This window comes from Pseudomonas sp. 2,4-D (assembly GCF_030418155.1).
In the GTDB taxonomy this organism is placed as follows: domain Bacteria; phylum Pseudomonadota; class Gammaproteobacteria; order Pseudomonadales; family Pseudomonadaceae; genus Aquipseudomonas; species Aquipseudomonas alloputida.
This window is the reverse complement of record NZ_JAUHUI010000011.1, coordinates 1-24,130: the sequence shown is the minus strand read 5'-3', so window position 1 is coordinate 24,130 and position 24,130 is coordinate 1. Positions and strand designations below refer to the sequence as shown.

The window sequence follows — 24,130 nt, the reverse complement described above, 5'->3', positions numbered from 1 at the left end:
TTCCTCAGCTGCCCCAGGAGTCACGCAGGGTGACAGTGCGGTTGAACACCGGGCGGCCCGGCTGGCTGTCTTTCAGGTCAGCGCAGAAGTAGCCTTCGCGCTCGAACTGGAAGCGGTCCTCGGGCTGCGCCTGGGCCAGCGACGGCTCGGCACGGCAACCGCTGAGCACTTGCAGCGAAGCAGGGTTGATGTTGTCCAGGAAGCTGCCGCCCTCCTCGGTCTTTTCCGGGTTCGGCGAGCGGAACAGGCGGTCGTACAGGCGCACTTCGCACTCGACGCTGCCCTCGGCCGGCACCCAGTGGATCACGCCCTTGACCTTGCGGCCTTCAGGGTTCTTGCCCAGGGTGTCCGGGTCGTACGAGCAACGCAGTTCGACGATATTGCCATCGGCGTCCTTGATCGCTTCGTCAGCACGAATCACGTAGCTGCCGCGCAGGCGCACTTCACCGGCCGGTTCCAGGCGCTTGTAGCCCTTCGGCGGCTCTTCCATGAAGTCGTCGCGGTCGATGTACAGCTCGCGGGAGAACGGCAGCACACGCACGCCCATGTCTTCCTTCGGGTGACGTGGCAGCTCAAGCTGCTCGACCTGGCCTTCAGGGTAGTTGGTGATGACCACTTTCAGCGGGCGCAGCACGCACATCGCGCGTGGCGCGGTGCGGTCCAGGTCGTCACGGATGCTGAACTCGAGCATCGACATGTCGACCACACCGTCGGAACGGTTGGTGCCGATCATTTCGCAGAAGTTGCGGATCGAAGCCGGCGTGTAGCCACGGCGACGGAAGCCGGACAGGGTCGACATGCGTGGGTCGTCCCAGGCGTCGACGTGCTTCTCGTCCACAAGCTGCTTGAGCTTGCGCTTGGAGGTAATGGTGTAGTTCAGGTTCAGGCGGCTGAACTCGTACTGGCGCGGGTGTGCCGGCACCGGCAGGTTGTCGAGGAACCAGTCGTACAGCGGACGATGCCCTTCGAACTCCAGGGTGCAGATCGAGTGGGTAATGCCCTCGATGGCGTCCGACTGGCCGTGGGTGAAGTCGTAGTTGGGGTAGATGCACCACTTGTCGCCGGTCTGGTGGTGGTGGGCATGGCGAATGCGGTACAGGATAGGGTCGCGCAGGTTCATGTTTGGCGAGGCCATGTCGATCTTGGCCCGCAGCACACGCTCGCCGTCCTGGAATTCGCCAGCCTTCATGCGGGCGAACAGGTCGAGGTTTTCTTCCACGCTACGCTCGCGGAACGGGCTGTTCTTGCCCGGCTCCTTGAGGTTGCCGCGGTATTCCTTGGCTTGCTCAGGGGTGAGGTCGCAGACGTAGGCCTTGCCGCGCTTGATCAGCTCGACCGCCCAATCGTGCAACTGGTCGAAATAGTCGGAGGCATAGCGCACGTCGCCGGCCCAGTCGAAGCCCAGCCACTTCACATCGCTCTGGATGGCGTCGATGTACTCCTGGTCTTCCTTGGCCGGGTTGGTATCGTCGAAACGCAGGTGGCAGACGCCGCCGAATTCCTTGGCCAGGCCGAAGTTGACGCAGATCGACTTGGCGTGGCCGATGTGCAGATAACCATTGGGCTCCGGCGGGAAACGGGTGACGATGCTGCTGTGCTTGCCCGAGTCCAGGTCGGCCTGGATGATCGGCCGCAGGAAGTTCGCAGGGACAGCGGGGGCGCCTTTGGCAGCGGCGTTGGGCGCGTTGTCGGCAGTGGGCTTGCTCATAGGATCCTTGAATGCGTGTGTCCAGCCTGGGTAGGCCGATTGAATCAAAGGGCCTATCATAGCCGAAGCAGTCAAGCTGCTGACAGCCGCGCCCGGACAAACTGATGTGATTTATCACGGCTTTTTGCCGCAGCCTGGCAAAATGGCCAGTGCGCGCCATGTGTCGCGATCGCCTGATCCTGCGTCTGGTGATAACCCGCGCCCTGCGCACCCTAATTTCTGATTGCCTTGAAAGAGCGAGTTTCAGCATGTCCAAAGTCAAACTGAGCACCAACCACGGCGACATCGTCCTGCAACTGGACGCCGAGAAAGCGCCACTGACTACCGAAAACTTCGTTCAGTACGTCAAGGACGGCCACTACAATGGCACCGTGTTCCACCGTGTGATCAAAGGCTTCATGATCCAGGGCGGCGGCTTCGAGGCCGGCATGAGCCAGAAGAAAACCCGCGCAAGCATCCAGAACGAAGCCGACAACGGCCTGAAGAACAAGAAGTACAGCATTGCCATGGCCCGTACCATGGAGCCGCACTCCGCCTCGGCGCAGTTCTTCATCAACGCCTCCGACAACGACTTCCTCAACCACAGCGGCAAGAACGTGCAAGGCTGGGGTTATGCCGTATTCGGTGAAGTGATCGAAGGCCGTGAAGTGGTCGACGCCATCGAAAAAGTGGCTACCGGTTCCAAAGCTGGCCACCAGGACGTACCGAAGGACGACGTGATCATCGAGAAAGCCGAGATCATTGAGTGATTCTGCTGATCTCTGATCTGCACCTGCAAGAAGAACGCCCGGATATATCCCGGGCGTTTCTTGATCTGCTCGATGGCCGCGCCCGCCACGCCAAGGCCCTGTACATCCTTGGTGACTTCTTCGAAGCGTGGATTGGCGACGATGCCATGACGCCCTTCCAGCAGTCGATCTGCCAGGCCATGCGCCGGCTGAGCGACAGTGGCACGGCCATCTACCTGATGCATGGCAACCGTGACTTCCTGATTGGCCAGGCCTTCTGCGATGCCGCTGGCTGCACCTTGTTGAGCGACCCCAGCGTGATCGAGCTGGGCGGTGAACAGGTGCTGCTGATGCACGGCGACACCCTGTGCACCCGAGACCTGGGCTACATGAAGATGCGCCGCCTGCTGCGCAATCCGCTGAGCTTGTGGATCCTGCGCCACCTGCCGCTGTCGGCCCGCTACAAGCTGGCACGCAAGCTGCGCAGCGAAAGCCGCACGCAAGTGCGGATGAAGTCCACCGAAATCGTCGACGTCACGCCGGAAGAAGTCCCCAAGGTGATGGCGGCGCATGGCGTGCGCACCTTGGTGCATGGCCATACCCATCGGCCAGCGATTCACAAGCTGATGGTCGGTGGCCAGCCGGCACGGCGTATCGTGCTGGGCGACTGGGACCGCCGCGGTTGGGCCTTGCAGGTTGACGAACAGGGCTTTCAGTTGGCGCCGTTCGAGTTTTCCTGACATTACAGGGTCTCGCGGGCAAGCCCGCAGACCCCTGTAGGAGCGGGTTTACCCGCGAATGGGCCGGCGCAGGCTGACGCCTCAGGGCTGGCTGACTACCGCCCCCTTGTCCCGCTCACTGATCACCACTTCCCGATACTCCGGGTCTGCCTTGATCTGGGCCTCGGTAAACGGAATCACCGCCAATTGCTTGGCCGCAAATGCCTTGGTCTGGTCACTGGCATGCGCCGAAGCCTTCTCACTCGACTGGGAAAACGCAAGCAGACCACGGGCTTCTGGGCCCTTGTCGGTAAAGCTGACCAGTTGCAGGTAGCTGGTGCCACTCACCACCAGCCGTTTGCCCTGCCCGTGCGGCACGCTGTAGATCGCGTTGTACACCCCTAGCGCCTGCGGGCCGCCCGGTACCGGCGTACCATCAAGGGCCTGTTGCACCTGCCCCCAGCGCGCTTGCCCGGCAACGCCACTTTCACTGACCTGCTTGAGCGACGCCAGTGCTGCCTGATGTACCAGCCTGCTCACCGCCGCCTGCTCGACAGCCAGGCCGCGCGGGGTGTGCTGCGGGTCGGCCGGGTTGAATGCCACTCGCCAGCTTTCCGGGTGCTCGGCCAGCGCATTGAACAGGTTCTGGAAGTGCACCAGGCCCATACCACTGTCGAGGTCGGCCTTGCCGTTCCAGGCGGCCAGGCTGCTGCACACGGCCTGCACATCTGCGCTGGCGCCCTTGCACCATTGCAGCAGGTCTGGCAACACCAGGCTGGCCAGGTACACCTCGTCATCGGTGACCATGCGCTGCAGTTCATCTGCACCTAACCGGGCTTTGCCCTGCAGGCGTTGCAAGGCGAAGCGACCACGCATGCCCAGTGGCTGGTCATTGCGGCTGACCAGTGGAGAGTAGCCGGTCAGCGGCTGCGCCGGGTTGGCCATCCAGGCCGGGTCGTTGGAGTTCTGAACGAAGTCTTCACGCTCCAGGCTTGGCAACAGCCGCGCCGGGAAGATACCCGGTTGTGCCGCCTGCGCGTCAACCTTCCACTGGCATGCGCTACGCGAGCCATCCAGCACCACCAGGCGCCCTTGCGCCTGCGGGTTGCTGCAGGTATCCAACAGTTGCTGGTCAACATAGGGCACTACCGACTGGTTAAGGTACAAGGCCCGCCCTCCCTGATCCACGGCCAGCGTGTTGACCCAAGGGATACCTTGCAACTGCTCGACCGATCCCTTCAATGCCGCCAGGCTGTCGGCTCGGTTGATCTGGTACCACTGCTGCAAAACCCGTGAGTTCTCGAGGTTGGCGTCTCGCACGCTGTAGGCCGCCTGCGCATCCCAGTCCAGGCGGCCTGGCCATTGCACCACCGGGCCAAACTGCGAACTGTAGACCGGCCGCTCAATCTGGCTCAGGCTGCCATCCGTGCCCTTGACCGCAACACGGATGGTTTGCCGGGCCATCGGCAGCGACTTGCCATCGAGCACATAGCGGGTCGGGTCTTTGGGGTCGAGTTGCAGGCGGTAGAGCGTGAAGTGCTTGGAGGTGTCGACGGTGTGCGTCCACGCCAGGTGCTGGTTGAAACCAATGTTGACCACCGGCAGGCCTGGTAACGCCGCGCCCATCACATCGAGCTGACCGGGAATGGTCAGTTGCATCTGGTAGAAGCGCATGCCACCCATCCACGGGAAGTGCGGGTTGGCCAGCAACAGGCCGCGGCCATTGGCTGAGCGCTGCGCGCCTACTGCCACCGCATTGCTGCCGCGCTCCGCGGCGAACCGCTCCTGCCGGGCCAACGCGGTGGCAAAGCCCGCTGACGATTGCTGACGGGTCAGCGTTGGCGGTTGCGCCCCTGCCAACGCCTCGACGAACTGCCCGACACCGCCCTCGGCCAGTAAACGGCGGGTCAGTTTGACCAGATCCTGGCTGCTGATGGGCCGCACCCACTCACCATCGCCACACTCGGCGGGCAGCCCTTGACGACGGCGTTCGACCAACGCCCGGTTGTAGCCGCTGGCATAACCCGCCAGCAAAGCCTGCACCGGCGCGGGTTGCGCCTGCAGGAAGGCATCGACCGCCGCTGGGCTATTGAGCCAGGTGAAGAACAGGTCGCTGGCCAGGTTGTCACGCTGCTCCAGGGTCTTGCCCTTGGCGCCGAAATAGCGCGAGCGCTCACCGCTCACGGTCAGCACTTCATTGGCGAGCAGGCATAGGTTGTCCTGGGCGTAGGCATAGCCGACGCCATAGCCCAGGCCACGCTCATCCTTGGCCACGATATGCGGTACGCCGTAACGGGTATAGCGGATCTGGGCACTGGCGTCGGCTGGCGCGGGGTGCGCCTGCACACCGACACTGAAGGCCACCAGGGCAGCGGCCAGGCCGGCGCAGGTCATGGGGCGGCAAAATGGAAACACGGGCACTCCTCGGGTTCGGGGGTCATCCCGATCAGACGAATGGCCAGATGAATATTTTACGTATTACAAGGCGATGAAACGTCTTGATGAGAAACAGGGCTTTTTTTCACGAATGGGTTGCAGTTTTTGCGTGCTCATTCGTCCTAGTAAGTGAGCCACCCACATTTCGGGTTCGTCCACGAAAAGGAGCATTCGCATGTACAACCCGCAAACCTCGATCCAGGCAGGGCGCGTCCCAGGCAAAACGTCCAAGGAACAGGACGTGTTTGCTGAAGAACGAATCGGCAACGAACAGATCCGCGAGCTGTTGCGCACCTTCGGCCTGCGCACCAGCCTGATCCGCCTCAAGGTTATCGACGCCTTGCACGCCGCCGACCGCAATGGCCGCAGTATTGGCGTGCGCGGGGTGCACGCACAACTGGAACAACTGGATATCCCGCTGTCGTTCCTAAGTGTGCGTGAAGTGCTCAAGCGCCTGTGCACCGAAGGCGTCATACAACTGGGTAGCGACAAGTGCTACAGGCTCAACCCCCAGGCGCGCGCCGTACTGGAGCAAACACCCTCGCGTTGAGCGCATGGCCGGCCATACCTGGCCGGCCCGCGTAGATCAGGGCTTGACCTTGCGCCGCAGAATGCCGTTGATCACCACGACCACCACGGCAATGGCGATGGCCAGCATCTGGAAGGTCTGCTCACTGATCGTGCCCTGCTTCTGCAGGTGGGACAGGCCCAGCATCAGGCCCAGTACCACCAGGATGATCAGAAGTGAATATTTGAGGCGCTGCACGTGTGTCATCGAATGTTCCTTGCAACATCAGGGGCAAATGGCTCGCAACGAGCCGCGGCAATGATACAACGGTCACCGCCCCCGGCGCTGGATTTCCTGCTGGGTGGGGTGACGTCAGCCTGAAAGCATGGGGCTTCCTAGCACCCACGCCGGAGGCACCATGTACAAACCCCTGCTGTTCGCATCGCTGTTGCTGACCCCGCTCTCCCTTCATGCACTGGACACCCAGCAGACGCCGGCCGAACACCTGCTCGAACTGGGCCGCGAACTGGCCACCCATGCCGGTGCCAGCCAATGGCAACAACTGTGGCAACGCGTACGCCAGGCCGGCTACCTGCAGACCGAAACTGCACCGGTACATTTCAGCGTGCCCACAGCCCGCTTGCCCGACCTGGCCCGACAAACGCTGGCGCAGGCCGACCAGGCACAGCCAATGCGTCAGACCCAGGTACTGTACCGCCGCCACTTTGCCGACCAGGTCATCGGCCAGCGCAACGGCCGGCCGTTGCACGCGCTGTGCCTGCTGGTCGATTGGCGCACGTTGCCGCAGGGCATGCGCGCCACTCCTCAAGCCTATCTGGGTAGCGCCAGCTTGCTGAGCAGCTACCCGTGCGATTGAGGGGTGCCGCACCCGCTCCGCATCATCGCGAGCGACCCGACAGGAAACCAGGGGGCACAGCCAGATGTCGACGCCATTTCCTACAGCGCCAGATATCGCTGCCTGCAAATCCTGTTCACCGAAGCTACAACCCCCAACCCATATGCCGCCTAGCGACGTGCCTCGGCTGTCGCACAGAATTTGCTCACACCTTCGACATAACGCCGCGGGTGATCGGGTCGCACATCCCATCTACCCCGAAGGAGCGCCATATGCAAATGCCAGATTTGAGCCAGATTGATATCAGCCAATTGCCCCACTCGCTGCAGGCCCTGATCGACTGTATCGGCATCGAAAACGCCTACCAACTGACCTGCGCCTACGGCGGCAGGCCCAAGTACATCCCCAAGCACCGCGAGCGCACCAAGCTCGCTGACGTGCTGCCGGCCGAAGCGCTCGACGCACTGATCAAGCGCTTTGCCGGGGTCGCCCTGGAGATCCCCAAGGCTGACCACTTTCTGCGTCAGCTGCGCAACCAGCAGATCCAGAAGGAGAGCGCCAACGGTTTGTCCCGCAGCCTGCTGGCCAACAAGTACGGCCTGAGCCTGCGGCAGATCGGCAACATCCGGCGCCAGGAGCTATGCACGCGCTGACGCCCGGACAACTTGGCTGCTATTCGCGGCGGCCTTACCCCCACTAAATAGAGCGAGCTTCCCGATATGTCGATAGATAACAGCCTTATAGGCTCCGTGATCAATGCCCTGCCGATGGACCGTATGATCGCCGGCCCCTTGCAGGCCATGGTCCAGGCGCAGGTAACCGCCAGCAAATCGTACGCCGACTTCCTGATGCAGGTATGCGTCCAGGATGGCAAGGCAGTAGCCATCCAGTTCGACTACGACGAAACCATCGTCGACGAACAGGGCGAATACAAAGGCGTAGTCAGCAAGACCATGAAAGTGCCGCTGATGGCGGCCATTACCCATCCGAACATTTCCATCGAAGAGGGCAATGTAGAGTTCGAGCTGGTTATCAACCAGATGTCGGAAGATATTTCCAACAAGGACATGAATGCAGAAGTTACCGGCTCACTGGGATGGGGGCCGTTCAGGCTGAACGTGAAAGGCAGCGTGAGCCACAAATCCACGCAAACCCGCAAATCAGATACCCGTGCCCGCTATGCCTTCAACACGACCCTGAAGCGTCAGGAACCGCCCGAAGCGATGATGAGGGTAATCGAGTTCCTCACTGACGCCGCAACCAAGCCAACCGTTGTCCGAACCGCAGCACTGGAAAGCCCGGACGAAATATCCCAGGCGGACACCTTGAAACGGGCCGCGCCTGCAAACCTGCCGACCCCGCAAAACGCTAGCGCTTGACCCATTGCCCCTCCTGCCGGTAGCGGGAGGGGCACACCCTGGCCTGAGGAGTCGAATCATTGCAAAAGCCCCCCGCCCCCATGACCTCCATTGACCTACGTGAAATTACCCGTGGCCTGCAAGAAGCCGCCAGTGCCACCAACAGCCTGATTGCCCAGCAGTACATCAACCTGTTCGACCAGTTTTTCGAGTGCGACACCGAGGCGCTAGGCGCCCCCATGAAAGCCAAGATGGTCGAGGTGGCCATGGATGGGCAACACATCATGCGCGTCCCCCTGTTTGCGCTAGTGTCACCGAAAGGCCTGGCCCTTGAGCGCATGCAGGTCGACCTGTCGGTAAGGGTCAAAGGCACCGAGGCGCAGCAGGCACTGCTGACCGCAAGCGAGAGCAAGGCCGCGAGCTTCAAGGTCACCATTGGCGGCCAAGGCCGTCAGGGCGAAAACCGAGACCCGGATGAAGTGCAGATCCGCATGCAGTTCCAGGCAAGCGAACCGCCAGAGGCCCTGAACCGGTTGATCGAGGAATACACCAACCTGATCGTCCCGGTACGCGCCACCCCCCCACCGCCCTCACCCGACACCAACGAGTTCATTGAGGCGGCCACCGTCCGTTGATGGCCGCCACGCTGTCGGGCCTAGAAGTCGCGCTTGTAGAAGATGTCCAGAGAGCTTGCCAGCCCACTGGCGGCCTCGAGGTAAACCTTCTTGCTCAGCTTGTAACGCAACGCGATCGTGTTGGCCGGTTCGAACACGCCCACCCCGTAACGAAGGCTGAGCTTCTCGGTAAGGTTACCGCTGGCGACCACGCTGGTGCTGTTGCCAGAACCTTCGGTATCCAGCTGAAAGTCGTCGATCCCCAGGCTCGACGCCAGGCTGCCGGTAATGCCGGCGCTCCCGGCAAGGCCCAGGCCCAGCGCCGCCTCGGCGAGCATGTTGTTATCTTCGCCGGTATTGCCCAATGGCCGGCCCAAGACCAGGTACGAAAGCGCCTGCTCCTGGCTCATGGCCGGCTCCGAGAACACTTTGGTCGTCGGCTGCTCGGCGCTGCCGCTCAGGCGGATGCCGGCTATTACATCGTCAACCTTGCGGATCGCCTCGATGTCCAGGTATGGCTGGTCGATCGGGCCGGCGAACAGCAGACGCGCCCGGCGTATGGTGAGGCGCTGGCCGTAGGCGCGGTAGCGGCCGTCTGCCAGGCTCAGTTCGCCACGGGTATCGAGGTTATCGCCGATGTGCACATGACCCAGCAGATTGGCAGTCAGCCCGAAGCCGCTGAACGACAGCTTGTCGCGGCCGACTTCGACATCGATGTCCATGGCCATTGCCATGGGTGGTTTGCCTTCCTCGGTCTGGTGACCGACGATTACCGTGTCATCCGACACCTTGACCGTGGACGGCGGCAGCTCACGTACAGTGATCTTGCCCTTGGGCACCTGCACCTTGCCGGTCACCGCCAGCTTGTCATCGATCAGGCGCAAGGTCAGGTCCGGGGCAACTTCCAGTGTGGCGTAGGGCTCGACCGCGACCGGCAGTTGCTGGCCTTGCAGACGCACGTCCATGCCCAGTGCCTGCCCCCAGGTGAGGCTGCCGCTCAACTGGCCACGTCCCGCCTCGCCACTGCGCCAGTTACCGTTGAGCTGCACTTGCTCGCCGGCAATCAGCGCCTGCAATGACAGGTCCTGAAGGCTGGCCGGTAGCTCGGCGCCACTGACTTCGCCACCGCTGAGCATCAGGTTGCCGTTGACCTGAGGTGCCAGCAAGGTGCCTGAAAGCCGACCACTGCCATTGAGCTGCCCGGCCAGGCGTTCGACCATGGGCACGAACGGGCGGGCCACCGACAGGTCCAGCCCGGCCAGGCGGAAATCACCCGACAAGGGTTTGTTCTTGCCGAGCGGATCAAGCCGGGCGTTGACGTTCAGCTCACCCAGGCGCTCACCGCGAAACGCCAGGCGCGTATCGATGCGCCGCGGTGCCAACGTGCTGTCCAGGCGCAGGGCCTGATAAGGGAAATCGATCCAGCGGCCTTTGTCGCGCACGCGCAGGGTGCCGCCACTGGCATCGACAACGATAGTGCCCTTGGGGCCGCTGGCCGGGATGTCCAGGTTGATGTCGGCATTGAGCAGGCCTTGCCAGGCAAAGTCCTTCGGCAGCCACTGGGCCAGGCTGCCCAGCGGGAACTGCTTGAGGTGGTAGCGCAGGCGCGGTTCGGGGGCCAGCCGCTGGTCGTCGCCACACAGGCTTGCCTGGCCGGAGCGCCAGCAGTGGGCCCCGAAGTCAAGCTGGCCGCTGGCCAGCCGCTGCAGTCGTGCCGGCGCCTGCAACTGCCAGTCCTGGCCACCGGCCTGGATTCGGCCAGTGGCCAGGCGGCCGCGCCAGTCACCTTTGTTCAACTGGCCATCCAGGCCAAGGTCTAGCTTGAGCTGCGGGCCATCCAGCGCCAGGGTCAAGGCCTGTTGGCGAATGTCGCCTTTGCCGTTGATCTGCAACGTGCCCAAGGCGGTATCACCCAGGTGGATACCGGTTGCCTTGAGCCCGACTACACCGCGTTGGGCGTTGTCCAGGCGGGCATCCAGGTCCAACTGCTGCAGGCGGTTTTCGGCCTGGGCCAAGCGCTGGCCCTGCAGGGTGAGCGTACCTTGCGGGGCCTGCAAGGTACCGGCGACATCCAGCCGGCCCTTGACCCCGCCTTGCAGCCTTGGCCACAACTGGCCCAGGCGCGGCAAGTCAAGATCGATTTGCCCCGCCAGGCGCTGTTGCAAGCTGCCACTGCCGTTGATGCGGTTGTCACCCAGCTGGATGGCCAGTGTGCCCAGGGTCCAGTTTTGCCCTGCCCCCTGGGCCTCGGCCTTGAGCATGGCCGGCTGGCCACGCAGGCGGCCCTTGAGGTCAAGCTGGGCATCCAGGGTAAGCGCATCGCCTTTCAGTTCGCCTTTGCTGCGCAGTGGCCCCGCCAGGGTACCCGGCAGTTCGGCTAGCCAATAGGCCGGATCGAGCGCGGAGAGCTGCAGGTCGACATCCCAGGCCAGGGTGTCGGCAAAACGTACGGCGACACTGCCGGCTGCCTTGCCTTGGCCGGCGGTCAGCGCCAACTGCGGCAGTTTCACCTGGGTGAGGTCACCTTCGAACGGACTGGCGATGCTGAACGCTCCCGCCGGGCCATCCAGGTCCCCGGTGAAAGTCCCCTGGTAATTGCCATCGCGATAATGCACCTGGGTATTGAAGCGCTTGAGGGTGACTTCGGGCGGGGTCTCGAGTGGGTACAGGCGTAACCACGGGAAGTCCTGCCAGTCCAGCTGCGCATCAGCGCTCAGGCCTTGCTGCCAGTCAGCCGTGGCTTGCAGCTTGACCCGTTGGCTTTCGCTGGCGGTCAGGTCCAGGGCATCGAGCCTGGCCCCCTTAGTGTCGACCAGACCGGACAGGAGCAAGGCGATCGGTGACTGCTCGGCCGGCAGGCTGGCCCTGCCGGACAGTTGATAGCCATTGAGCAGATCACCCTTGGCATCGAGCTCGAGCGCGTTCAATTGCAAGGTGTCAGGCAACGCTCCAGCCGGCTTGAACGCCTCGGAGCGGATGTGCAAGGTCGCCGGCAGGTGCTCGGCCAGTGCCTGCAACTGCCCGCTCAATGTGGCATCGAGGTAACCACTGCTGGTGCCGGCGAGTTCCAACGTCTTCTGCAATTGGCCATTGGCCGTCAGTGCCAGTTGCCAGGGTTTTTCGTCTACCGCAGGCAACTGTAATTGCGCCTGTAGTGTTACCGGCCAGTCGCCTTCGGGTTGCAGGTCGCCCTGTAGGCTCAATTGCAGGTCGTCGCGCAGCAGCCGCAGGCTGTCGATGCGTATCCCGCTGTTGGTCCAGTGCGCAGCCAGTTGCAAATCGCCAAGCAGATCGCTGCCATCCAGGCGCAGCTGCCCGACCTTGACCTCGCCCAGTTCGATGGCCAGCGGCAAACGCAGGGTCGGCAATTGCAGCGGGGCGCTCTCGGCCGGTTCGGCGCTTGGCGCAAAGGCCATGTCAATGCGGTCTGCCTGCAACCGATCAATGCACAAGGTTGCGCGCAGCAAGCAGGCAGGCGACCAGGCCAGCAACGGCGCCTGCATCTCTACCGTGCTGCCGCCGTCGGCCCAACTCAGCCGGCTGGCCTGCCAACTGCCCGCCAGGCGCCCCTGGAAGTCGGCCACTTCAAGCCCGGGCACCTGGCCCAGTACCCAGCGGCTGCCGGCCTGGGTACCCAGCAGCAAGCCGAGCACCAGGCCCACGCTCGCGACGCCCCCCAGCAGGCCCAGTGAAGTAAATTTGACTACGCGTTTCACAGCTCGGGCCCCATGGAAAAGTGCAGGCGAATGCCCCCTTCGTCATCCAGCGCCTTGGCCAGGTCCAGGCGCAGCGGCCCGACTGGCGATACCCAGCGCACACCAAAGCCGACACCGGTCTTGAGGCTGGGCAGCTCCAGGTCGTTGAACGAATTGCCTTGGTCGACGAACGTCGCGACCCGCCATTTTTCGGTCAGCGAATACTGGTACTCGACACTGCCTGCCACCAGGTAGCGCCCGCCGATACGGTCACCGTCGCTGTTCTTCGGCGACAGGGTCTGGTAGTCGTAACCGCGCACACTCTGGTCGCCACCCGCGAAGAAACGCAGCGACGGCGGAATATTGTTCTTGAAGCCATTGGTTGCACTGCCACCAAACTGCACGCGTCCGAGAAAGCGGTGGTTGTGGCCGAGTGTGGTCAGGCCTTTGAGCAATATGTTGCCGTGCAGCAGGTTGGTGTCGGAAACCAGCCCTTCCTTGGCCCCTTGAACATCGAACTGCAGGCGATAGCCGTTGTGCGGATCGATACGGTTGTCGCTGCGCAGGAAGGAATAGCTGACGCCCGGCATCAGCAGGTTGCTCAACCCGGAGTCGTCGCCCAGACGATATTCTTCGCGTTGGTACTTGAGCGAAATCACCCGCTGCCAGCCACTGGGCAGCTTGCTGTGCCACTCGGGGCCGACCGTCAACAGCTTGCTGAGCGTGTCGGTGCCGGCAAGCTCCTCGTTCTGGTAGCCACCGGCAAAGCGCAGCTTGTCGGTCAGCGGCGGGTCGAGGGGAATGTCATACCACAGGCCGACGTTCTGGCGCGGTGCCGACAGTTCGGTTTCCCAGCCATAGCTGTGGCCTTGCGGGTTGACCCAGTGGCGGGTCCAGTTGGCCTTGCCGCGCGGCCCGACGTCGGTCGAGAAGCCCAGGCCAAGGCCCATGGTGCGTGGTTTACGGGTTTCCAGGTGAACATCCACCGGGACTTCTTCGCCCACAGCAGCAGTGGGCGCCGCATCCACGCGCACGCCTTCGAAATAGCCGCTCGATTGCAGGTCATTGTTCAGCTCTGCGATCAGTTCCGAGTCGTAGGGGGTACCCGGCTTGAACGAAACCATGCGCTGCAGCAGGTCCTCGTCCAACGGCGTGTCGCCACCAAAAGTGACGGCGCCCAGGCGATAACGTGGGCCGCTCTGGTAGACCAGGTCGATATCGGCCACACCGGCTTGCGGATCGACGGCCAGGCGCTGGCTACTGAAGCGCCCACTGAAGAAGCCATAGCGCGACGCCTGGTTCTGGATCAGCCGCTTGGCATCCTCGTAATGGCCGTGATTGAGTTGTTCACCCGTCCGCAGCGCCTTGCTGTCAGGCACGCGGAAGGCCTTCATCTCGCTGGCTGGACCCTCGATGCGCACGGTCACGTTGCGCAGGCGAATCGGTTCGCCCGGGTTGATGCTGATGATCAGTTGTGGGGGATGGTCGGCGTCGCTGGCGGGCTTGACCTCGGTATCGATCTGCGCCTGATAGTAGCCGAGTGCCTGCGCCGCTTTGCGCGCCTGCTCCTCTGCCCCGCGACTGAAGCGCAAAAGTGCTTCTTCGTCGCGGTCACCCAATGTGCCTATATAGCCTTCGACATTGGCCTTGAGCGCCTTGTTGGCCGGCTTCACCTTCACCAACAACTCGCTCTGGCCCCATGCTGCGAAACTGGCAACCCAGAAAACCAGGCCCCAGGTCAATCTTCCTGAATACGTCATGCGGCGCATGCTACCAGAGCCAGGCGCTCAAGGGAGCCGCCCGGCGGCCTGTTCAGGCAAAAGCGGGTTTTGAAGAGACTGGATTAGGATGAAAGAACACCCTCTCCCGGATTGGTCCTACAGCTACTTCGCCAATTTCCTCATAACCCTGACGCTGGTAAAAAGCCAGGTAGTGCTCGTTACCGGTGTCCAGCACCACCCCTTGGGTGCCTGGGTCTTCCGCGCACCAATCGTGCACAGCTTGTAACAATTGTTCGCCGTAGTGCTTGCCCTGAAATTGCGGATGCACCCCCAGCAAAGGCAACACATGCACCTGGTCGGTGGGCAGACAGGTGGCCAACGCAGCCTGGTAGTCCATGTAGCGACGGGTACAGCGCAGGCCGGTACCCAGCATCATGCGCAGGCGCCAGGCCCAGCTGTCGGCCACGCCCAGCCTGCGCAGCGGCGGCACGATCAGGGCCAGGGCAATCAGACGGTCATCGACCAGCAGGCCGATGGCGGGCAGTTGCAGGTAGAAGTGCTGGCGCACCCATTCGCGCACCATCACCCGCAGGCGCCGCTCATATCCCGGGCGCTGGGCTTCGAAGATATAGGCGAAGGTGGGCTCGTGACGGTAGGCGTTGTACAGCAGCGAACGTGCCTCGCGGCTGTAACCATCGTCGAGCAGGCAGACACGGGCCGGGGCGGCTGTAGTTTCGGGCATTGCGGGCAGACCTCCTGGAATGGGCGTTCAGTGCCTTGGAGGTGCCCCAGCGCGCTTCGTTCACCCCCAACAGCACGTTAGCAGCAGGCTCGCCTGGCCGCCATGCTGGTGATGCAGGTCGATGTCGGCTAGCATCGCGCCTTTTACCGGGATTGTCTTTCCATGAAGATCGTCTGTTTCAACATCAACGGCCTGCGGGCCCGCCCGCATCAGCTGGCGGCGCTGATCGAAAAGCACCAGCCGGACGTGATCGGCCTGCAGGAAACCAAGGTCAGCGACGATCAATTCCCGCTGGCCGACGTGCAAGCACTGGGTTACCACGTGCACTACCATGGCCAGAAAGGCCACTACGGCGTGGCCCTGCTGTCGCGCCAGGCGCCGCTGAGCCTGCACAAGGGCTTTGCCACCGACGAAGAAGATGCCCAGCGCCGCTTCATCTGGGGTACCTTCGCCGATGCCGACGGCAGCCCGATCACCATCATGAACGGCTATTTCCCCCAGGGCGAAAGCCGCGACCACCCCACCAAGTTCCCGGCCAAGCAGCGCTTCTACAGCGACCTGCAGGCACTGCTGGAAAGCCAGTTCCGCAACGACCAGCCAGTGCTGGTGATGGGCGACATGAACATCTCGCCGCAAGACTGTGATATCGGCATTGGCCCGGACAACGCCAAACGCTGGCTGAAGACCGGCAAGTGCAGCTTCCTGCCGGAGGAGCGTGAGTGGATGGAACGTTTGAAAGGCTGGGGGTTGGTAGACAGCTTCCGCCACCTGTATCCGGAGGTGACAGACCGTTTCAGCTGGTTCGACTACCGAAGCCGCGGCTTCGAGGACGAGCCCAAGCGCGGCCTGCGCATCGACCTGATCATGGCCTCGCAGCAGCTGGTGCCGCGCATCAAGGCAGCGGGCGTGGACTATGAGCTGCGCGGGATGGAAAAGCCGTCGGACCATGCGCCGATCTGGCTGGAGTTGAGCTGATTTTGGTGAGGGGCCCAAGGTGCACGCCTTGGGCCCACACTCACAACCCCAACCTCAACGCCTCCCCCACTCCCGCCCCACGCACATCGTCCGCCGCGCTGACCAAGGCAAAGTTATAAGCCCCATGCGACCAATACCGCGCCTCCAGTTGGCCATCGACCCGCTGCCCGTCCGGCATGCGCCGATAATGGTCGCCCGGAGAGCGCAGGAACAGGCTGATGCGCTGGCCCTTGCCATCTTCAAACACCAGTAATGCAGCCGGCCCCTGCTCGTTGCTGAGCAAGCGCGCGCCCACTGGTTTGAAGCCATAGCCCGCCAGGTCCGGTAACTGGCCCACCCGACTGAAATGGCGGCCCAGCCAGTCGCGCAACTGCCCAGGATCACTGGCCTGGATATCCAGTGCTTCACTGCCGGCGAACAGACGGTGCGCCTGTACAGCATCAGCCATGGGCAGGTCGACCCGCGCCAGGGTTGCATCGCGCACTTGCCAGCCGCCCAAGCCCCCCACACCCAACGCCAGCATCACTACCGCCGCCGCAGCCCAGCGCCGCTGCCGACGCTGGCGCAATTGCCGACGCAACTGTCCAAGGTCCAGCTGCGCCGCACCGGGCAGCTCGCCCAACCCGGCCAGCGCTGTGCGCAGCCTTCGGGCATCGGCGCGCCAGCCTTCCACCCGTGCCGCAGCTTGCGGGTTGGCCGCCAGCCAGGCCTGCACTTCGGCCCGGCGAACAGGTTCCAGGCGCTCATCGACGTAAGCGTGCAATTCGTCATCGCTGGGGATCAGGCGCGTCATTTCAGTCTCCGCAAGGCCGGGGGTTGGGGGTTGCCCTCGGTCAGTTCGCGCAAGGCATTGCGCGCGCGCGACAGGCGCGACATCACAGTGCCGATGGGGATGCCCAAAGCCTGGGCGGCCTCCTTGTAACTCAAGCCTTCGATGCTGACCAGCAACAACAAGGCACGCTGCTCCGCTGTCAGCCGGGCAAACGCCTGCAGGTCAGCCTGTGCCAGGACGATGGTTTCGAGGTTGTCACCGGCCGGCTCATCGTCGTGCTCGTTACGGCCGAACCAGGACAACCAGCGCGCATGCAATCGCTCGCGGCGCTTACCGTCGAGGAACTGTCGATACAGGATGGTGAACAGCCAGGCACGCAGGGCATCAGCGTCCCGTTGCTGGTCGCGACGGCTCAGGGCCCGCTCGACCGTAGCCTGCACCAGGTCGTCGGCGCTGCCCGGCTCGCGGGTCAGCCACACGGCAAAGCGGCGCAGGCGGGCCAGCAGCTCGCGCCACTGGTGGTCGTCCAAATCATGCATGGCTAGGTCCCGGCCTCTGGGGTTGTCAGTGTAAAGGGCAGACGCCTGTGAACAAATTCTATTCCCGATGAGGGAATAACTTTTTCTCTGACACGTCGTACTGGCACCTTCACTGAACCGGACGATGACCATGAACACACCCTTGCACGGCCCGGCCAAAGCCTTGCGCCTGGCCGCCATTGGCGGCGTGCTGCTGGCCGCAGGTGCCGGCTTTGCCTATGCCGCTGGCTGGCTCGGCGCCCCACGACTGACGCCACAACGCATCATCGACACCTTCGAAGCCCAGGCCGGGCATTACCCAGGCTATCGCAAGAACCACGCCAAGGGGTTGTGCGTGAGCGGCTACTTCCAGGCCAGCGGGCAGGCCGCCAACCTGTCCACGGCGCGCGCCTTCAGCCAGCAACGGGTGCCGGTGGTTGGCCGTTTTGCCATCGGCGGTGCCAACCCGTTCGCCCCGGATACGGGTATACCCGTACGCAGCCTGGCGATTGAGCTAAGCACCGACGACGGCCAGGTCTGGCGGACGGGCATGAACAACCCGCCGGTGCTGGCAGTCAGCACGCCGCAAGCGTTCTACCAGCAAGTACTGGCGAGTGCACCAGACCCGGCGACCGGCAAACCGGACCCTGGCAAGCTGCAGGCGTTCTTCGCTGCCCACCCGGAAAGCGCGGCGTTTCGGCAATGGGCGGCGGGCTACAAACCCAGCGACAGCTTCGCCAACACGCAATACCACAGTATCAATGCCTTCCGCCTGATCGACGCAGCTGGCGCGGCCCACCCGGTGCGTTGGCAGCTCGAGCCACAAACTGCATTTGCGGCATTACCCGCGCAGGTGGATGACAAACAATTCCTGCAACACGACTTGCAGCAACGCCTCGCCCAAGGCCCGTTGCGTTGGAAGCTGCGCCTGGTACTGGCCGAACCAGGCGATGCCGTGGACGACCCTGCCCGGCCGTGGCCCGCCGAACGGCGCAGCGTGGACGCCGGCACACTGGTGCTGGAACAGGTAGACGCCCCCGAGCAAGGGGCCTGCCGCGACCTCAACTTCGACCCGCTGATCCTGCCGCGCGGTATAGAGGCGTCGGCCGACCCGATCCTCGCCGCCCGCTCGGCCGCCTATTCGGAATCGTTCAACCGCCGTAGCCGCGAATCGCTCAGCACCGGAGCCCAGCCATGAAACCTCAAGCCTTCCACCCTTTCGCCCGCTTGTTGCACTGGCTGATGGCCGTGCTGATTCTGGCCATGCTGTTCATCGGCGTGAGCATGGTCGCCGACCTGTCGCTACGCCACCCGTTGCTGATCAGCCTGCACAAGGCCACCGGGCTGGCCCTGCTGGTGCTGGTGGTACTGCGCATCGCTGTGCGCCTGACCCTACCCCACCCCCCCCTGCCAAACGACCTGCCAAAACTGCAGCGCTGGGCCGCCGGAGCCTCGCATCTGCTGCTCTATGGCCTGATGCTGGCCATGCCGCTGCTGGGCTGGGCCATGCTATCGGCCGGCGATTACCCGCGCCCGCTCGGCTTGCCCGCCATCGCCCCCCACAACCTGCAGCTATATGCCGTGTTGCGCCAGGCCCATGGCTGGGCGGGCTACCTGCTATTCGCCACGGTGCTGGTCCATGTGGGGGCAGCCTTGATGCATGCGTGGGTGCGTCGCGACGGTGTGTTGCGTAGCATGTGGCCTGGCCCCTTGCACCGCAGCGAATGAACGGTAGCAGCACGGGGTTCGACAATCGATAATGATTCCTAATAATATCGATTTTGTTTGCCACTCTGCCCTGGACTGCCTATGAACGTCGCAAAGGATTCTGCAACCCTTCTGCCTGCCAGTACCCTGAACTTGCGCCCGCTGCTGCTGGCCAACATGGCCTGCACCATGTCGATGATGGCCTTCGTCGCCCTGATCGGCCCGATAGCCCGCCAGCTTGGCATGGCCACCTGGCAAGCCGGCGCCGCCGTGACCGTGGCGGGCGTGGTCTGGGTGCTGCTGGCCCGGCCCTGGGGTCGAGCGGCAGACCGCCTGGGCCGCCGGCGCATCCTGCTGCTGGGCAGCGCCGGCTTCACCCTGGCCTACTGGCTGCTGTGCCTGTTCGTCGAAGGCGCACTGCGCTGGCTGCCGGGGGCGACCTTGGCGTTCATCGGCCTGATGATCGCGCGTGGTTGCATCGGCGCCTTTTATGCTGCCATCCCGGTAGGCTGCAATGCGATGATCGCCGACCATGTCGAGCCGCAACGCCGGGCGCGGGCCATGGCCTCACTGGGGGCGGCCAACGCCGTCGGTCTGGTGGTCGGGCCGGCGCTGGCCGCACTGCTGGCGCGGCACAGCCTGAGCCTGCCGTTCCATATCATGTCGCTGTTGCCGGCCACTGCCTTCCTGGTACTGTTTTTTACCCTCAAACCACAGGCGCTGCCTCACAGCCACGCCCCAAGCCCGGTGCGGCTGAACGACCCGCGCCTGCGCCGGCCGCTGCTGGTGGCATTCAGCGCCATGCTCAGCGTGACCGTGTCGCAGATCATCGTCGGTTTCTTTGCCCTTGACCGCTTGCATCTGGGCCCTGCCGAAGCCGCTCAGGCAGCTGGCATCGCCCTGACCACCGTGGGTGTGGCACTGATGCTGGCCCAGGTGATACTGCGCCAACTGGAGTGGCCACCGCTGAAGATGATCCGGGTAGGTGCCACGGTATCGGCACTGGGCTTTGCCTGTGGCTCGCTGGCCACCACGGCCCCCTGGCTGTGGGCTTGCTATTTTGTTGCGGCGGCCGGCATGGGCTTCGTGTTCCCGGCGTTTTCGGCACTGGCGGCCAATGCCATGCAGGCCTCCGAACAAGGCGCCACGGCCGGCTCCATTGGCGCCGCACAAGGCATGGGCGCGGTGATCGGGCCGCTCGCCGGTACCTTGGTGTATGCCCTTGATCCGCGCTTGCCATTCTTGGTCGTAGCCGTGCTGTTGCTGCTGGTCGGGCTGTGGCCAATGCCGCGTGAGCAGCGGGTTTGAGAAGCACAGCGCGCAAGGACGCAGAGTGTGTTTTAATGCGCATCGCTCATTATTATTGACACCTCTGATTACAAGGCGGCTATGGACACGGGGACGCGACTCAAACTGGTGCGTGAACGCAACAACCTCTCCCAACGGGAACTGGCCCGCCGCAGCGGGCTGACCAATTCGACGATCTCGCAGATCGAGCAGAATCGCGTCAGCCCTTCGGTCAGCTCCCTGAAAAAACTGCTCGAAGGCATTCCCATGAGCCTGGCGGAGTTTTTCAGCTTCGACGAGCCGGTGCGTGAGGAACGCTACGTATTCCGTGGTGGCGAACAACCCGACCTGGGCCGCAATGGCCTGCGCATGCTGCTGGTCGGCGCCAGCGTCGAAGGCCGCCAAATGCGCATGCTGCGTGAGCTGTACGCACCCGGCGCCGACTCTGGCGAGCCGATCGTGCACGCTGAAGGCGAAGAATGCGGGTTGGTCACCCGGGGTACCGTCGAACTGTGGGTCGACGGCCAGGTCAGTGTGCTCAACTCTGGCGACGGCTACTACATCCCCACTACCCTGCCGCACAGTTTCAAGAACATCGGCCCGGATGAGGCCGAGATCATCAGCGCCAACACGCCGGCGAATTTCTGATCTTGACCCACAGACGTTCACTGAGCGCCCGGGATGTCTATCAGTGCCTGCGCAATGTGGCCCTTGGCGTGCATCAACTTGAGGTGGCTGCACGCCGCGAGGGCGGCTTGGTCGATGTCGGTATCCAGGGCTGGCAACTGACGTTGGCCCTGGATACCGAAGGCCTGGCGCATTGCGTTCATTGCCAAGCCCCCGGCGGCGAACAGGCCGGGCTCGAGCACTGGCAGCGCTATGGCACCAACCCCACCGACCTGCTCAGCCTGTGGGAGCGCACTCAGCTGGAGAGGCTGCTGGCCCCCTGACGCAGCGCCTCCTCGACAAAGTCCAGGCGGTCCTGGCCGAAGAACATGCCATCACCGACAAAACAGGTGGGCGCGCCAAACACCCCGCGCGCCACAGCAGCCTCGGTGGCCTGCTTTAGCGCTGCTTTTACTTCGCTGTCAGCGGCCAGGGCATGAAAACCCTGCGGGTCGAAACCTGCCTGCACGAGTGTTTCATTCAGCACAGCGCTGTCGCTCAGGTTGCGGCGCTGTACCCACAGCCCAGTGAACAGCACCGATAGCAATGCCTCGAACCGATCCGGTGAATGCAACTGGGTACCTGTCACGCCGCGCATCAACGTCAGGGTATTGACCGGGAAACCCGGCGGCATCCCGAACGGCACACCGTAGCGTTCGGCAAAGCGGGTCAAGTCGGTGAACATATAGCGCCCTTTGGCCGGGATCATGGCCGGCGAAGCATTGCCGGTAGCCTGGAAAACCCCGCCAAGCAGCATTGGCCGGTAGCGCAGCGTAGCGCCGTGGCGGGCACACAGGTTCGGCAGTTGGGTCCAGGCCAGGTAGCTGGCCGGGCTGCCCAGGTCAAAAAAGAAATCGACAGACTTGTGCATGGTTACGGTCCTTGGGTGATGACAGAGGCTTACCAGCGCTCCATCCAGGGGCGCAGGTCAAGCTCGAAGGTCCAGGCGTCGCGGGGCTGAGCGTGCAAGAACCAGTAACTGTCGGCAATGTGCGCCGGGTCAAGGATGCCATCCTGGTCCTTGAGGGCATAGCGCTCGGGGAAGCTGTCGCGGATGAAGGCCGTGTCGATGGCACCGTCCACCACTACATGGGCGACATGGATGTTGCGTGGCCCCAACTCGCGCGCCATGCTCTGTGCCAGGGCACGCAAGCCATGCTTGGCCCCGGCGAAGGCGGCAAAACCGGCTGCGCCGCGGGTACCGGCTGTAGCGCCGGTGAACAGGAGGGTGCCGCGCTCACGCTGAACCATGCGCCGGGCCACCGCCTGCGCGGTGAGGAAACCGGCAAAGCAGGCCATTTCCCAGATCTTGAAGTACTTGCGTGGGGTTTCCTCGAGAATGCTGCATGGCACATTCGCACCGATATTGAAGACAAATGCCTCAATCGGACCTATATCACGCTCGATAGTCTCCACCAGCGCGGCGACCTCCTCTTCCTTGCGCGCATCAGAGCCAAAACCGTAGGCCTGGCCGCCAGCGGCGTGTATTTCCTCCAGCAGCGGCTGCAGTTTGTCGGCCTGGCGCCGGGTTACGCAGGCAATGTAGCCCTCACGCGCAAAGCGCTTGGCGATCTCGCCCCCAGTGGCGTCGCCCGCCCCGATCACCAGCACGACTTTCTGTTGTTCTGACATGCCCGGCTCCATTAGTGAATGATCGTTTAGTAAACGAACGCTATGTTATGATCGCGGTCACCGTCAAGCCTGTCTGCCGAGGCATGTGAATGCGATACTCCAACGAACACAAACAGCAAACCCGCGAACGGTTGCTGGCCAGCAGCGGCGCGCTGGCCAAGCGCGGGGGTTTTGCCAGTACCGGCGTGGCCGGGTTGATGAAAGCGATCGGCCTGACCGGCGGTGCCTTCTACAACCACTTCCCGTCCAAGGACGACCTGTTTACCGAGGTGGTACGCCAGGAGCTGAGCAACAGCCCCCTGGCACGCCTGGCCAGCCAGGGAGCCAACAGAGAACGCCTGGGCCGCTGCCTGCAGCAGTACCTGAGCCTGGCCCACCTGCGCAATGCCGAAGGTGGATGCCCGTTGCCGCCGCTGGGTGTGGAAATCGCCCGGGCCGACACGCCGGTGCGTGAAGTGGCTGAGCACTGGCTGGTAGAACTGCACCGGGCCTGGAGCACAACCCTGGAGGATGAGCACCTGGCCTGGGTGCTGATCAGCCAGTGCGTAGGGGCATTGCTGGTCGGGCGCATGCTGGCCAGTGAAAGCGTGCAAGCGCAGGTATTGGGCGCCAGCCGCCAGTTTGTCGAACAGGCCCTGCATGAGGCGGATTAGTGCCCTGCTGGGTTTGCTATTGGCCCTGCCAGCGCTTGCCGAACAGGCCTGCCCGCCTGGGCAGTATCAAGTGTGCCTGATGGGCTGCTTTTGCGCCCCGATCGACCCAGGCCAGGCCGGGCAGATCCTCAAGGATGTGGAGGTCATGGCCTCGTCCAGCCTGGCATACGCCTTGCGCCAGGCCCGCGACGAAGCCACGGCCAGCGGTGTGCAGCCGATTCCGTTGCATATTCGGGCGCAGCTGGAACCCTGGTATGACTTTGCCGTGCTTGACGCGGCGCGCTTCCGGGTGGGGGATGAGCAACAGATCAGCGCAGCCAATGCACTATTGCAGAACCCCGATGTGAACGCCGTTACACTGATCGACACGATCATCTTCCGCCGGCCCGCCGATGCGGAGGACAACGTAGCCTTGTGGGCGCACGAGCTCAAGCATGTGCAGCAGTATCAGGAGCTGGGCGTGGAGGAGTTTGCCCGACGCTATACGCGCAACTTCGACGACCTGGAGGGGCCGGCCTACAAAATCGAGGCCGAAGTCGACAAGGCGCTGCGCGAGCGTCGTTCAGGCCTGGCCCGCTGATCGCTGCCATCGCGTTCCACATCTACAGCGCCTGTCTTGCCCAGCGCAAAATTCAGCCGTTAGCGCGAACCGTGGTAGGAGCGGGTTTACCCGCGAATACGGTAGCGGCGGCAACGGTGAACGACGGGGGAATTGGCCAGCAGGCCCGGCCCCTTCGCGGGTAAACCCGCTCCTACGACGGCACGCGTCCAACCCCCGATGTGTGTCCACCACCGCTCCTACGACGACCTGCGCCCAACCCCCGATGTGTGTCCA

General features: G+C 63.4%; 25 protein-coding genes. 15 read left to right on the top strand and 10 right to left on the bottom strand.

Features of this window, described 5'->3' with window-relative positions; genetic code table 11:
• Nucleotides 1–4 precede the first annotated feature (4 nt).
• The gene (locus QYE47_RS10600; RefSeq protein ID WP_003248073.1) at nucleotides 5–1,708 is read right to left on the bottom strand and encodes a glutamine--tRNA ligase/YqeY domain fusion protein; all 1,704 of its coding nucleotides are present in this window, start codon (nucleotides 1,706–1,708) and stop codon (nucleotides 5–7) included.
• Between the two features lie 248 nt (nucleotides 1,709–1,956).
• On the opposite strand from QYE47_RS10600, the gene QYE47_RS10595 reads away from it, so the two are divergent.
• Complete coding sequence (locus QYE47_RS10595) at nucleotides 1,957–2,457, top strand: peptidylprolyl isomerase (RefSeq protein ID WP_010953805.1); 501 nt, start codon at nucleotides 1,957–1,959, stop codon at nucleotides 2,455–2,457.
• Entirely contained in the window at nucleotides 2,454–3,176 is a 723-nt protein-coding gene (locus tag QYE47_RS10590; protein ID WP_014591237.1) for a UDP-2,3-diacylglucosamine diphosphatase, read from the top strand. Before QYE47_RS10595 ends, QYE47_RS10590 begins: the two co-directional genes overlap by 4 nt.
• Before the next feature lie 81 nt (nucleotides 3,177–3,257).
• Here the strand turns inward: QYE47_RS10590 and QYE47_RS10585 are convergent, their stop codons facing one another.
• Nucleotides 3,258–5,549 (bottom strand): acylase, encoded by a 2,292-nt coding sequence (locus tag QYE47_RS10585; RefSeq protein WP_172830955.1) that lies wholly within the window; start codon nucleotides 5,547–5,549, stop codon nucleotides 3,258–3,260.
• Between the two features lie 217 nt (nucleotides 5,550–5,766).
• Here QYE47_RS10585 and QYE47_RS10580 point away from each other — a divergent pair, with 217 nt between their 5' ends.
• Nucleotides 5,767–6,141 carry a fe2+ zn2+ uptake regulation protein gene (locus QYE47_RS10580; protein WP_019437140.1) on the top strand — a complete coding sequence of 125 codons (375 nt, stop codon included), beginning with the start codon at nucleotides 5,767–5,769 and terminating at the stop codon, nucleotides 6,139–6,141.
• Between the two features lie 36 nt (nucleotides 6,142–6,177).
• Here QYE47_RS10580 and QYE47_RS10575 read toward each other — a convergent pair whose 3' ends face one another.
• Nucleotides 6,178–6,366 (bottom strand): hypothetical protein, encoded by a 189-nt coding sequence (locus QYE47_RS10575; protein ID WP_003248064.1) that lies wholly within the window; start codon nucleotides 6,364–6,366, stop codon nucleotides 6,178–6,180.
• Nucleotides 6,367–6,517: 151 nt separating this feature from the next.
• Between QYE47_RS10575 and QYE47_RS10570 the strand changes: the two genes are divergently transcribed.
• From QYE47_RS10570 to QYE47_RS10555, 4 genes are all read left to right on the top strand, one after another.
• A complete protein-coding gene (locus tag QYE47_RS10570; protein WP_014591240.1) occupies nucleotides 6,518–6,976 on the top strand; it encodes a hypothetical protein in 459 nt (152 codons plus the stop codon).
• A gap of 251 nt (nucleotides 6,977–7,227) precedes the next feature.
• Nucleotides 7,228–7,608 (top strand): Mor transcription activator family protein, encoded by a 381-nt coding sequence (locus tag QYE47_RS10565; protein WP_003248057.1) that lies wholly within the window; start codon nucleotides 7,228–7,230, stop codon nucleotides 7,606–7,608.
• 66 nt (nucleotides 7,609–7,674) lie between these two features.
• The gene (locus QYE47_RS10560) at nucleotides 7,675–8,334 is read left to right on the top strand and encodes a DUF2589 domain-containing protein (RefSeq protein ID WP_041167011.1); all 660 of its coding nucleotides are present in this window, start codon (nucleotides 7,675–7,677) and stop codon (nucleotides 8,332–8,334) included.
• 59 nt (nucleotides 8,335–8,393) lie between these two features.
• Nucleotides 8,394–8,948, top strand: coding sequence for a DUF2589 domain-containing protein (locus QYE47_RS10555; protein ID WP_019437142.1), 555 nt, complete (start codon nucleotides 8,394–8,396; stop codon nucleotides 8,946–8,948).
• A 20-nt stretch (nucleotides 8,949–8,968) separates the two neighbouring features.
• Here QYE47_RS10555 and QYE47_RS10550 read toward each other — a convergent pair whose 3' ends face one another.
• The 3 genes from QYE47_RS10550 to QYE47_RS10540 are packed head-to-tail and all read right to left on the bottom strand — an operon-like array spanning nucleotide 8,969 to nucleotide 15,085.
• The gene (locus QYE47_RS10550; protein WP_070383868.1) at nucleotides 8,969–12,643 is read right to left on the bottom strand and encodes a translocation/assembly module TamB domain-containing protein; all 3,675 of its coding nucleotides are present in this window, start codon (nucleotides 12,641–12,643) and stop codon (nucleotides 8,969–8,971) included.
• Nucleotides 12,640–14,382, bottom strand: coding sequence for an autotransporter assembly complex family protein (locus QYE47_RS10545; RefSeq protein WP_026031836.1), 1,743 nt, complete (start codon nucleotides 14,380–14,382; stop codon nucleotides 12,640–12,642). The genes QYE47_RS10550 and QYE47_RS10545 overlap by 4 nt, the downstream gene beginning before the upstream one ends.
• Nucleotides 14,383–14,434: 52 nt before the next feature.
• Nucleotides 14,435–15,085 carry an N-acetyltransferase gene (locus tag QYE47_RS10540; protein WP_014591245.1) on the bottom strand — a complete coding sequence of 217 codons (651 nt, stop codon included), beginning with the start codon at nucleotides 15,083–15,085 and terminating at the stop codon, nucleotides 14,435–14,437.
• 162 nt (nucleotides 15,086–15,247) lie between these two features.
• Here QYE47_RS10540 and xthA point away from each other — a divergent pair, with 162 nt between their 5' ends.
• Entirely contained in the window at nucleotides 15,248–16,060 is an 813-nt protein-coding gene (xthA, locus tag QYE47_RS10535) for an exodeoxyribonuclease III (protein WP_014591246.1), read from the top strand.
• Between the two features lie 40 nt (nucleotides 16,061–16,100).
• Here the strand turns inward: xthA and QYE47_RS10530 are convergent, their stop codons facing one another.
• Together QYE47_RS10530 and QYE47_RS10525 are read right to left on the bottom strand one after the other, a co-directional pair.
• The gene (locus QYE47_RS10530) at nucleotides 16,101–16,853 is read right to left on the bottom strand and encodes an anti-sigma factor (RefSeq protein ID WP_014591247.1); all 753 of its coding nucleotides are present in this window, start codon (nucleotides 16,851–16,853) and stop codon (nucleotides 16,101–16,103) included.
• Nucleotides 16,850–17,371 carry a sigma-70 family RNA polymerase sigma factor gene (locus tag QYE47_RS10525; RefSeq protein ID WP_019437145.1) on the bottom strand — a complete coding sequence of 174 codons (522 nt, stop codon included), beginning with the start codon at nucleotides 17,369–17,371 and terminating at the stop codon, nucleotides 16,850–16,852. Before QYE47_RS10525 ends, QYE47_RS10530 begins: the two co-directional genes overlap by 4 nt.
• 124 nt (nucleotides 17,372–17,495) lie before the next feature.
• Between QYE47_RS10525 and QYE47_RS10520 the strand changes: the two genes are divergently transcribed.
• The 5 genes from QYE47_RS10520 (at nucleotide 17,496) to QYE47_RS10500 (ending at nucleotide 21,294) form a co-directional block, all read left to right on the top strand.
• Nucleotides 17,496–18,548, top strand: a complete 1,053-nt coding sequence (locus tag QYE47_RS10520) for a catalase family peroxidase (protein ID WP_014591249.1) — start codon at nucleotides 17,496–17,498, stop codon at nucleotides 18,546–18,548.
• The gene (locus QYE47_RS10515; protein ID WP_014591250.1) at nucleotides 18,545–19,078 is read left to right on the top strand and encodes a cytochrome b; all 534 of its coding nucleotides are present in this window, start codon (nucleotides 18,545–18,547) and stop codon (nucleotides 19,076–19,078) included. Before QYE47_RS10520 ends, QYE47_RS10515 begins: the two co-directional genes overlap by 4 nt.
• A gap of 81 nt (nucleotides 19,079–19,159) precedes the next feature.
• Nucleotides 19,160–20,365: an MFS transporter gene (locus QYE47_RS10510; RefSeq protein WP_014591251.1), complete on the top strand. Its 1,206-nt coding sequence runs from the start codon at nucleotides 19,160–19,162 to the stop codon at nucleotides 20,363–20,365.
• An 81-nt stretch (nucleotides 20,366–20,446) separates the two neighbouring features.
• On the top strand, nucleotides 20,447–20,992 hold the full coding sequence (locus QYE47_RS10505) for a cupin domain-containing protein (protein WP_003248033.1): 546 nt from the start codon (nucleotides 20,447–20,449) through the stop codon (nucleotides 20,990–20,992).
• 2 nt (nucleotides 20,993–20,994) lie between these two features.
• Complete coding sequence (locus QYE47_RS10500) at nucleotides 20,995–21,294, top strand: hypothetical protein (protein WP_023389254.1); 300 nt, start codon at nucleotides 20,995–20,997, stop codon at nucleotides 21,292–21,294.
• Here QYE47_RS10500 and QYE47_RS10495 read toward each other — a convergent pair.
• Together QYE47_RS10495 and QYE47_RS10490 are read right to left on the bottom strand one after the other, a co-directional pair.
• Entirely contained in the window at nucleotides 21,267–21,881 is a 615-nt protein-coding gene (locus QYE47_RS10495) for a 2-hydroxychromene-2-carboxylate isomerase (protein ID WP_014591253.1), read from the bottom strand. The genes QYE47_RS10500 and QYE47_RS10495 overlap by 28 nt on opposite strands.
• A 29-nt stretch (nucleotides 21,882–21,910) precedes the next feature.
• A complete protein-coding gene (locus tag QYE47_RS10490; protein ID WP_014591254.1) occupies nucleotides 21,911–22,642 on the bottom strand; it encodes an SDR family oxidoreductase in 732 nt (243 codons plus the stop codon).
• Nucleotides 22,643–22,731: 89 nt separating this feature from the next.
• Here QYE47_RS10490 and QYE47_RS10485 point away from each other — a divergent pair, with 89 nt between their 5' ends.
• Together QYE47_RS10485 and QYE47_RS10480 are read left to right on the top strand one after the other, a co-directional pair.
• Nucleotides 22,732–23,295 carry a TetR/AcrR family transcriptional regulator gene (locus QYE47_RS10485; RefSeq protein ID WP_014591255.1) on the top strand — a complete coding sequence of 188 codons (564 nt, stop codon included), beginning with the start codon at nucleotides 22,732–22,734 and terminating at the stop codon, nucleotides 23,293–23,295.
• Nucleotides 23,282–23,875 (top strand): DUF4157 domain-containing protein, encoded by a 594-nt coding sequence (locus tag QYE47_RS10480; RefSeq protein ID WP_014591256.1) that lies wholly within the window; start codon nucleotides 23,282–23,284, stop codon nucleotides 23,873–23,875. Before QYE47_RS10485 ends, QYE47_RS10480 begins: the two co-directional genes overlap by 14 nt.
• Nucleotides 23,876–24,130 lie beyond the last annotated feature (255 nt).

Bases quoted from the DNA above. Each gene is read 5' to 3' on its own strand.
- QYE47_RS10540 (WP_014591245.1), bottom strand. From the start codon at position 15,085: ATGCCCGAAACTACAGCCGCCCCGGCCCGTGTCTGCCTGCTCGACGAT.
- QYE47_RS10480 (WP_014591256.1), top strand. From the start codon at position 23,282: ATGAGGCGGATTAGTGCCCTGCTGGGTTTGCTATTGGCCCTGCCAGCG.
- xthA (WP_014591246.1), top strand. From the start codon at position 15,248: ATGAAGATCGTCTGTTTCAACATCAACGGCCTGCGGGCCCGCCCGCAT.
- QYE47_RS10510 (WP_014591251.1), top strand. From the start codon at position 19,160: ATGAACGTCGCAAAGGATTCTGCAACCCTTCTGCCTGCCAGTACCCTG.
- QYE47_RS10600 (WP_003248073.1), bottom strand. From the start codon at position 1,708: ATGAGCAAGCCCACTGCCGACAACGCGCCCAACGCCGCTGCCAAAGGC.
- QYE47_RS10525 (WP_019437145.1), bottom strand. From the start codon at position 17,371: ATGCATGATTTGGACGACCACCAGTGGCGCGAGCTGCTGGCCCGCCTG.
- QYE47_RS10565 (WP_003248057.1), top strand. From the start codon at position 7,228: ATGCAAATGCCAGATTTGAGCCAGATTGATATCAGCCAATTGCCCCAC.
- QYE47_RS10580 (WP_019437140.1), top strand. From the start codon at position 5,767: ATGTACAACCCGCAAACCTCGATCCAGGCAGGGCGCGTCCCAGGCAAA.
- QYE47_RS10570 (WP_014591240.1), top strand. From the start codon at position 6,518: ATGTACAAACCCCTGCTGTTCGCATCGCTGTTGCTGACCCCGCTCTCC.
- QYE47_RS10595 (WP_010953805.1), top strand. From the start codon at position 1,957: ATGTCCAAAGTCAAACTGAGCACCAACCACGGCGACATCGTCCTGCAA.
- QYE47_RS10530 (WP_014591247.1), bottom strand. From the start codon at position 16,853: ATGACGCGCCTGATCCCCAGCGATGACGAATTGCACGCTTACGTCGAT.
- QYE47_RS10520 (WP_014591249.1), top strand. From the start codon at position 17,496: ATGACCATGAACACACCCTTGCACGGCCCGGCCAAAGCCTTGCGCCTG.
- QYE47_RS10505 (WP_003248033.1), top strand. From the start codon at position 20,447: ATGGACACGGGGACGCGACTCAAACTGGTGCGTGAACGCAACAACCTC.
- QYE47_RS10575 (WP_003248064.1), bottom strand. From the start codon at position 6,366: ATGACACACGTGCAGCGCCTCAAATATTCACTTCTGATCATCCTGGTG.
- QYE47_RS10490 (WP_014591254.1), bottom strand. From the start codon at position 22,642: ATGTCAGAACAACAGAAAGTCGTGCTGGTGATCGGGGCGGGCGACGCC.
- QYE47_RS10515 (WP_014591250.1), top strand. From the start codon at position 18,545: ATGAAACCTCAAGCCTTCCACCCTTTCGCCCGCTTGTTGCACTGGCTG.
- QYE47_RS10485 (WP_014591255.1), top strand. From the start codon at position 22,732: ATGCGATACTCCAACGAACACAAACAGCAAACCCGCGAACGGTTGCTG.
- QYE47_RS10560 (WP_041167011.1), top strand. From the start codon at position 7,675: ATGTCGATAGATAACAGCCTTATAGGCTCCGTGATCAATGCCCTGCCG.
- QYE47_RS10585 (WP_172830955.1), bottom strand. From the start codon at position 5,549: ATGACCTGCGCCGGCCTGGCCGCTGCCCTGGTGGCCTTCAGTGTCGGT.
- QYE47_RS10545 (WP_026031836.1), bottom strand. From the start codon at position 14,382: ATGACGTATTCAGGAAGATTGACCTGGGGCCTGGTTTTCTGGGTTGCC.
- QYE47_RS10495 (WP_014591253.1), bottom strand. From the start codon at position 21,881: ATGCACAAGTCTGTCGATTTCTTTTTTGACCTGGGCAGCCCGGCCAGC.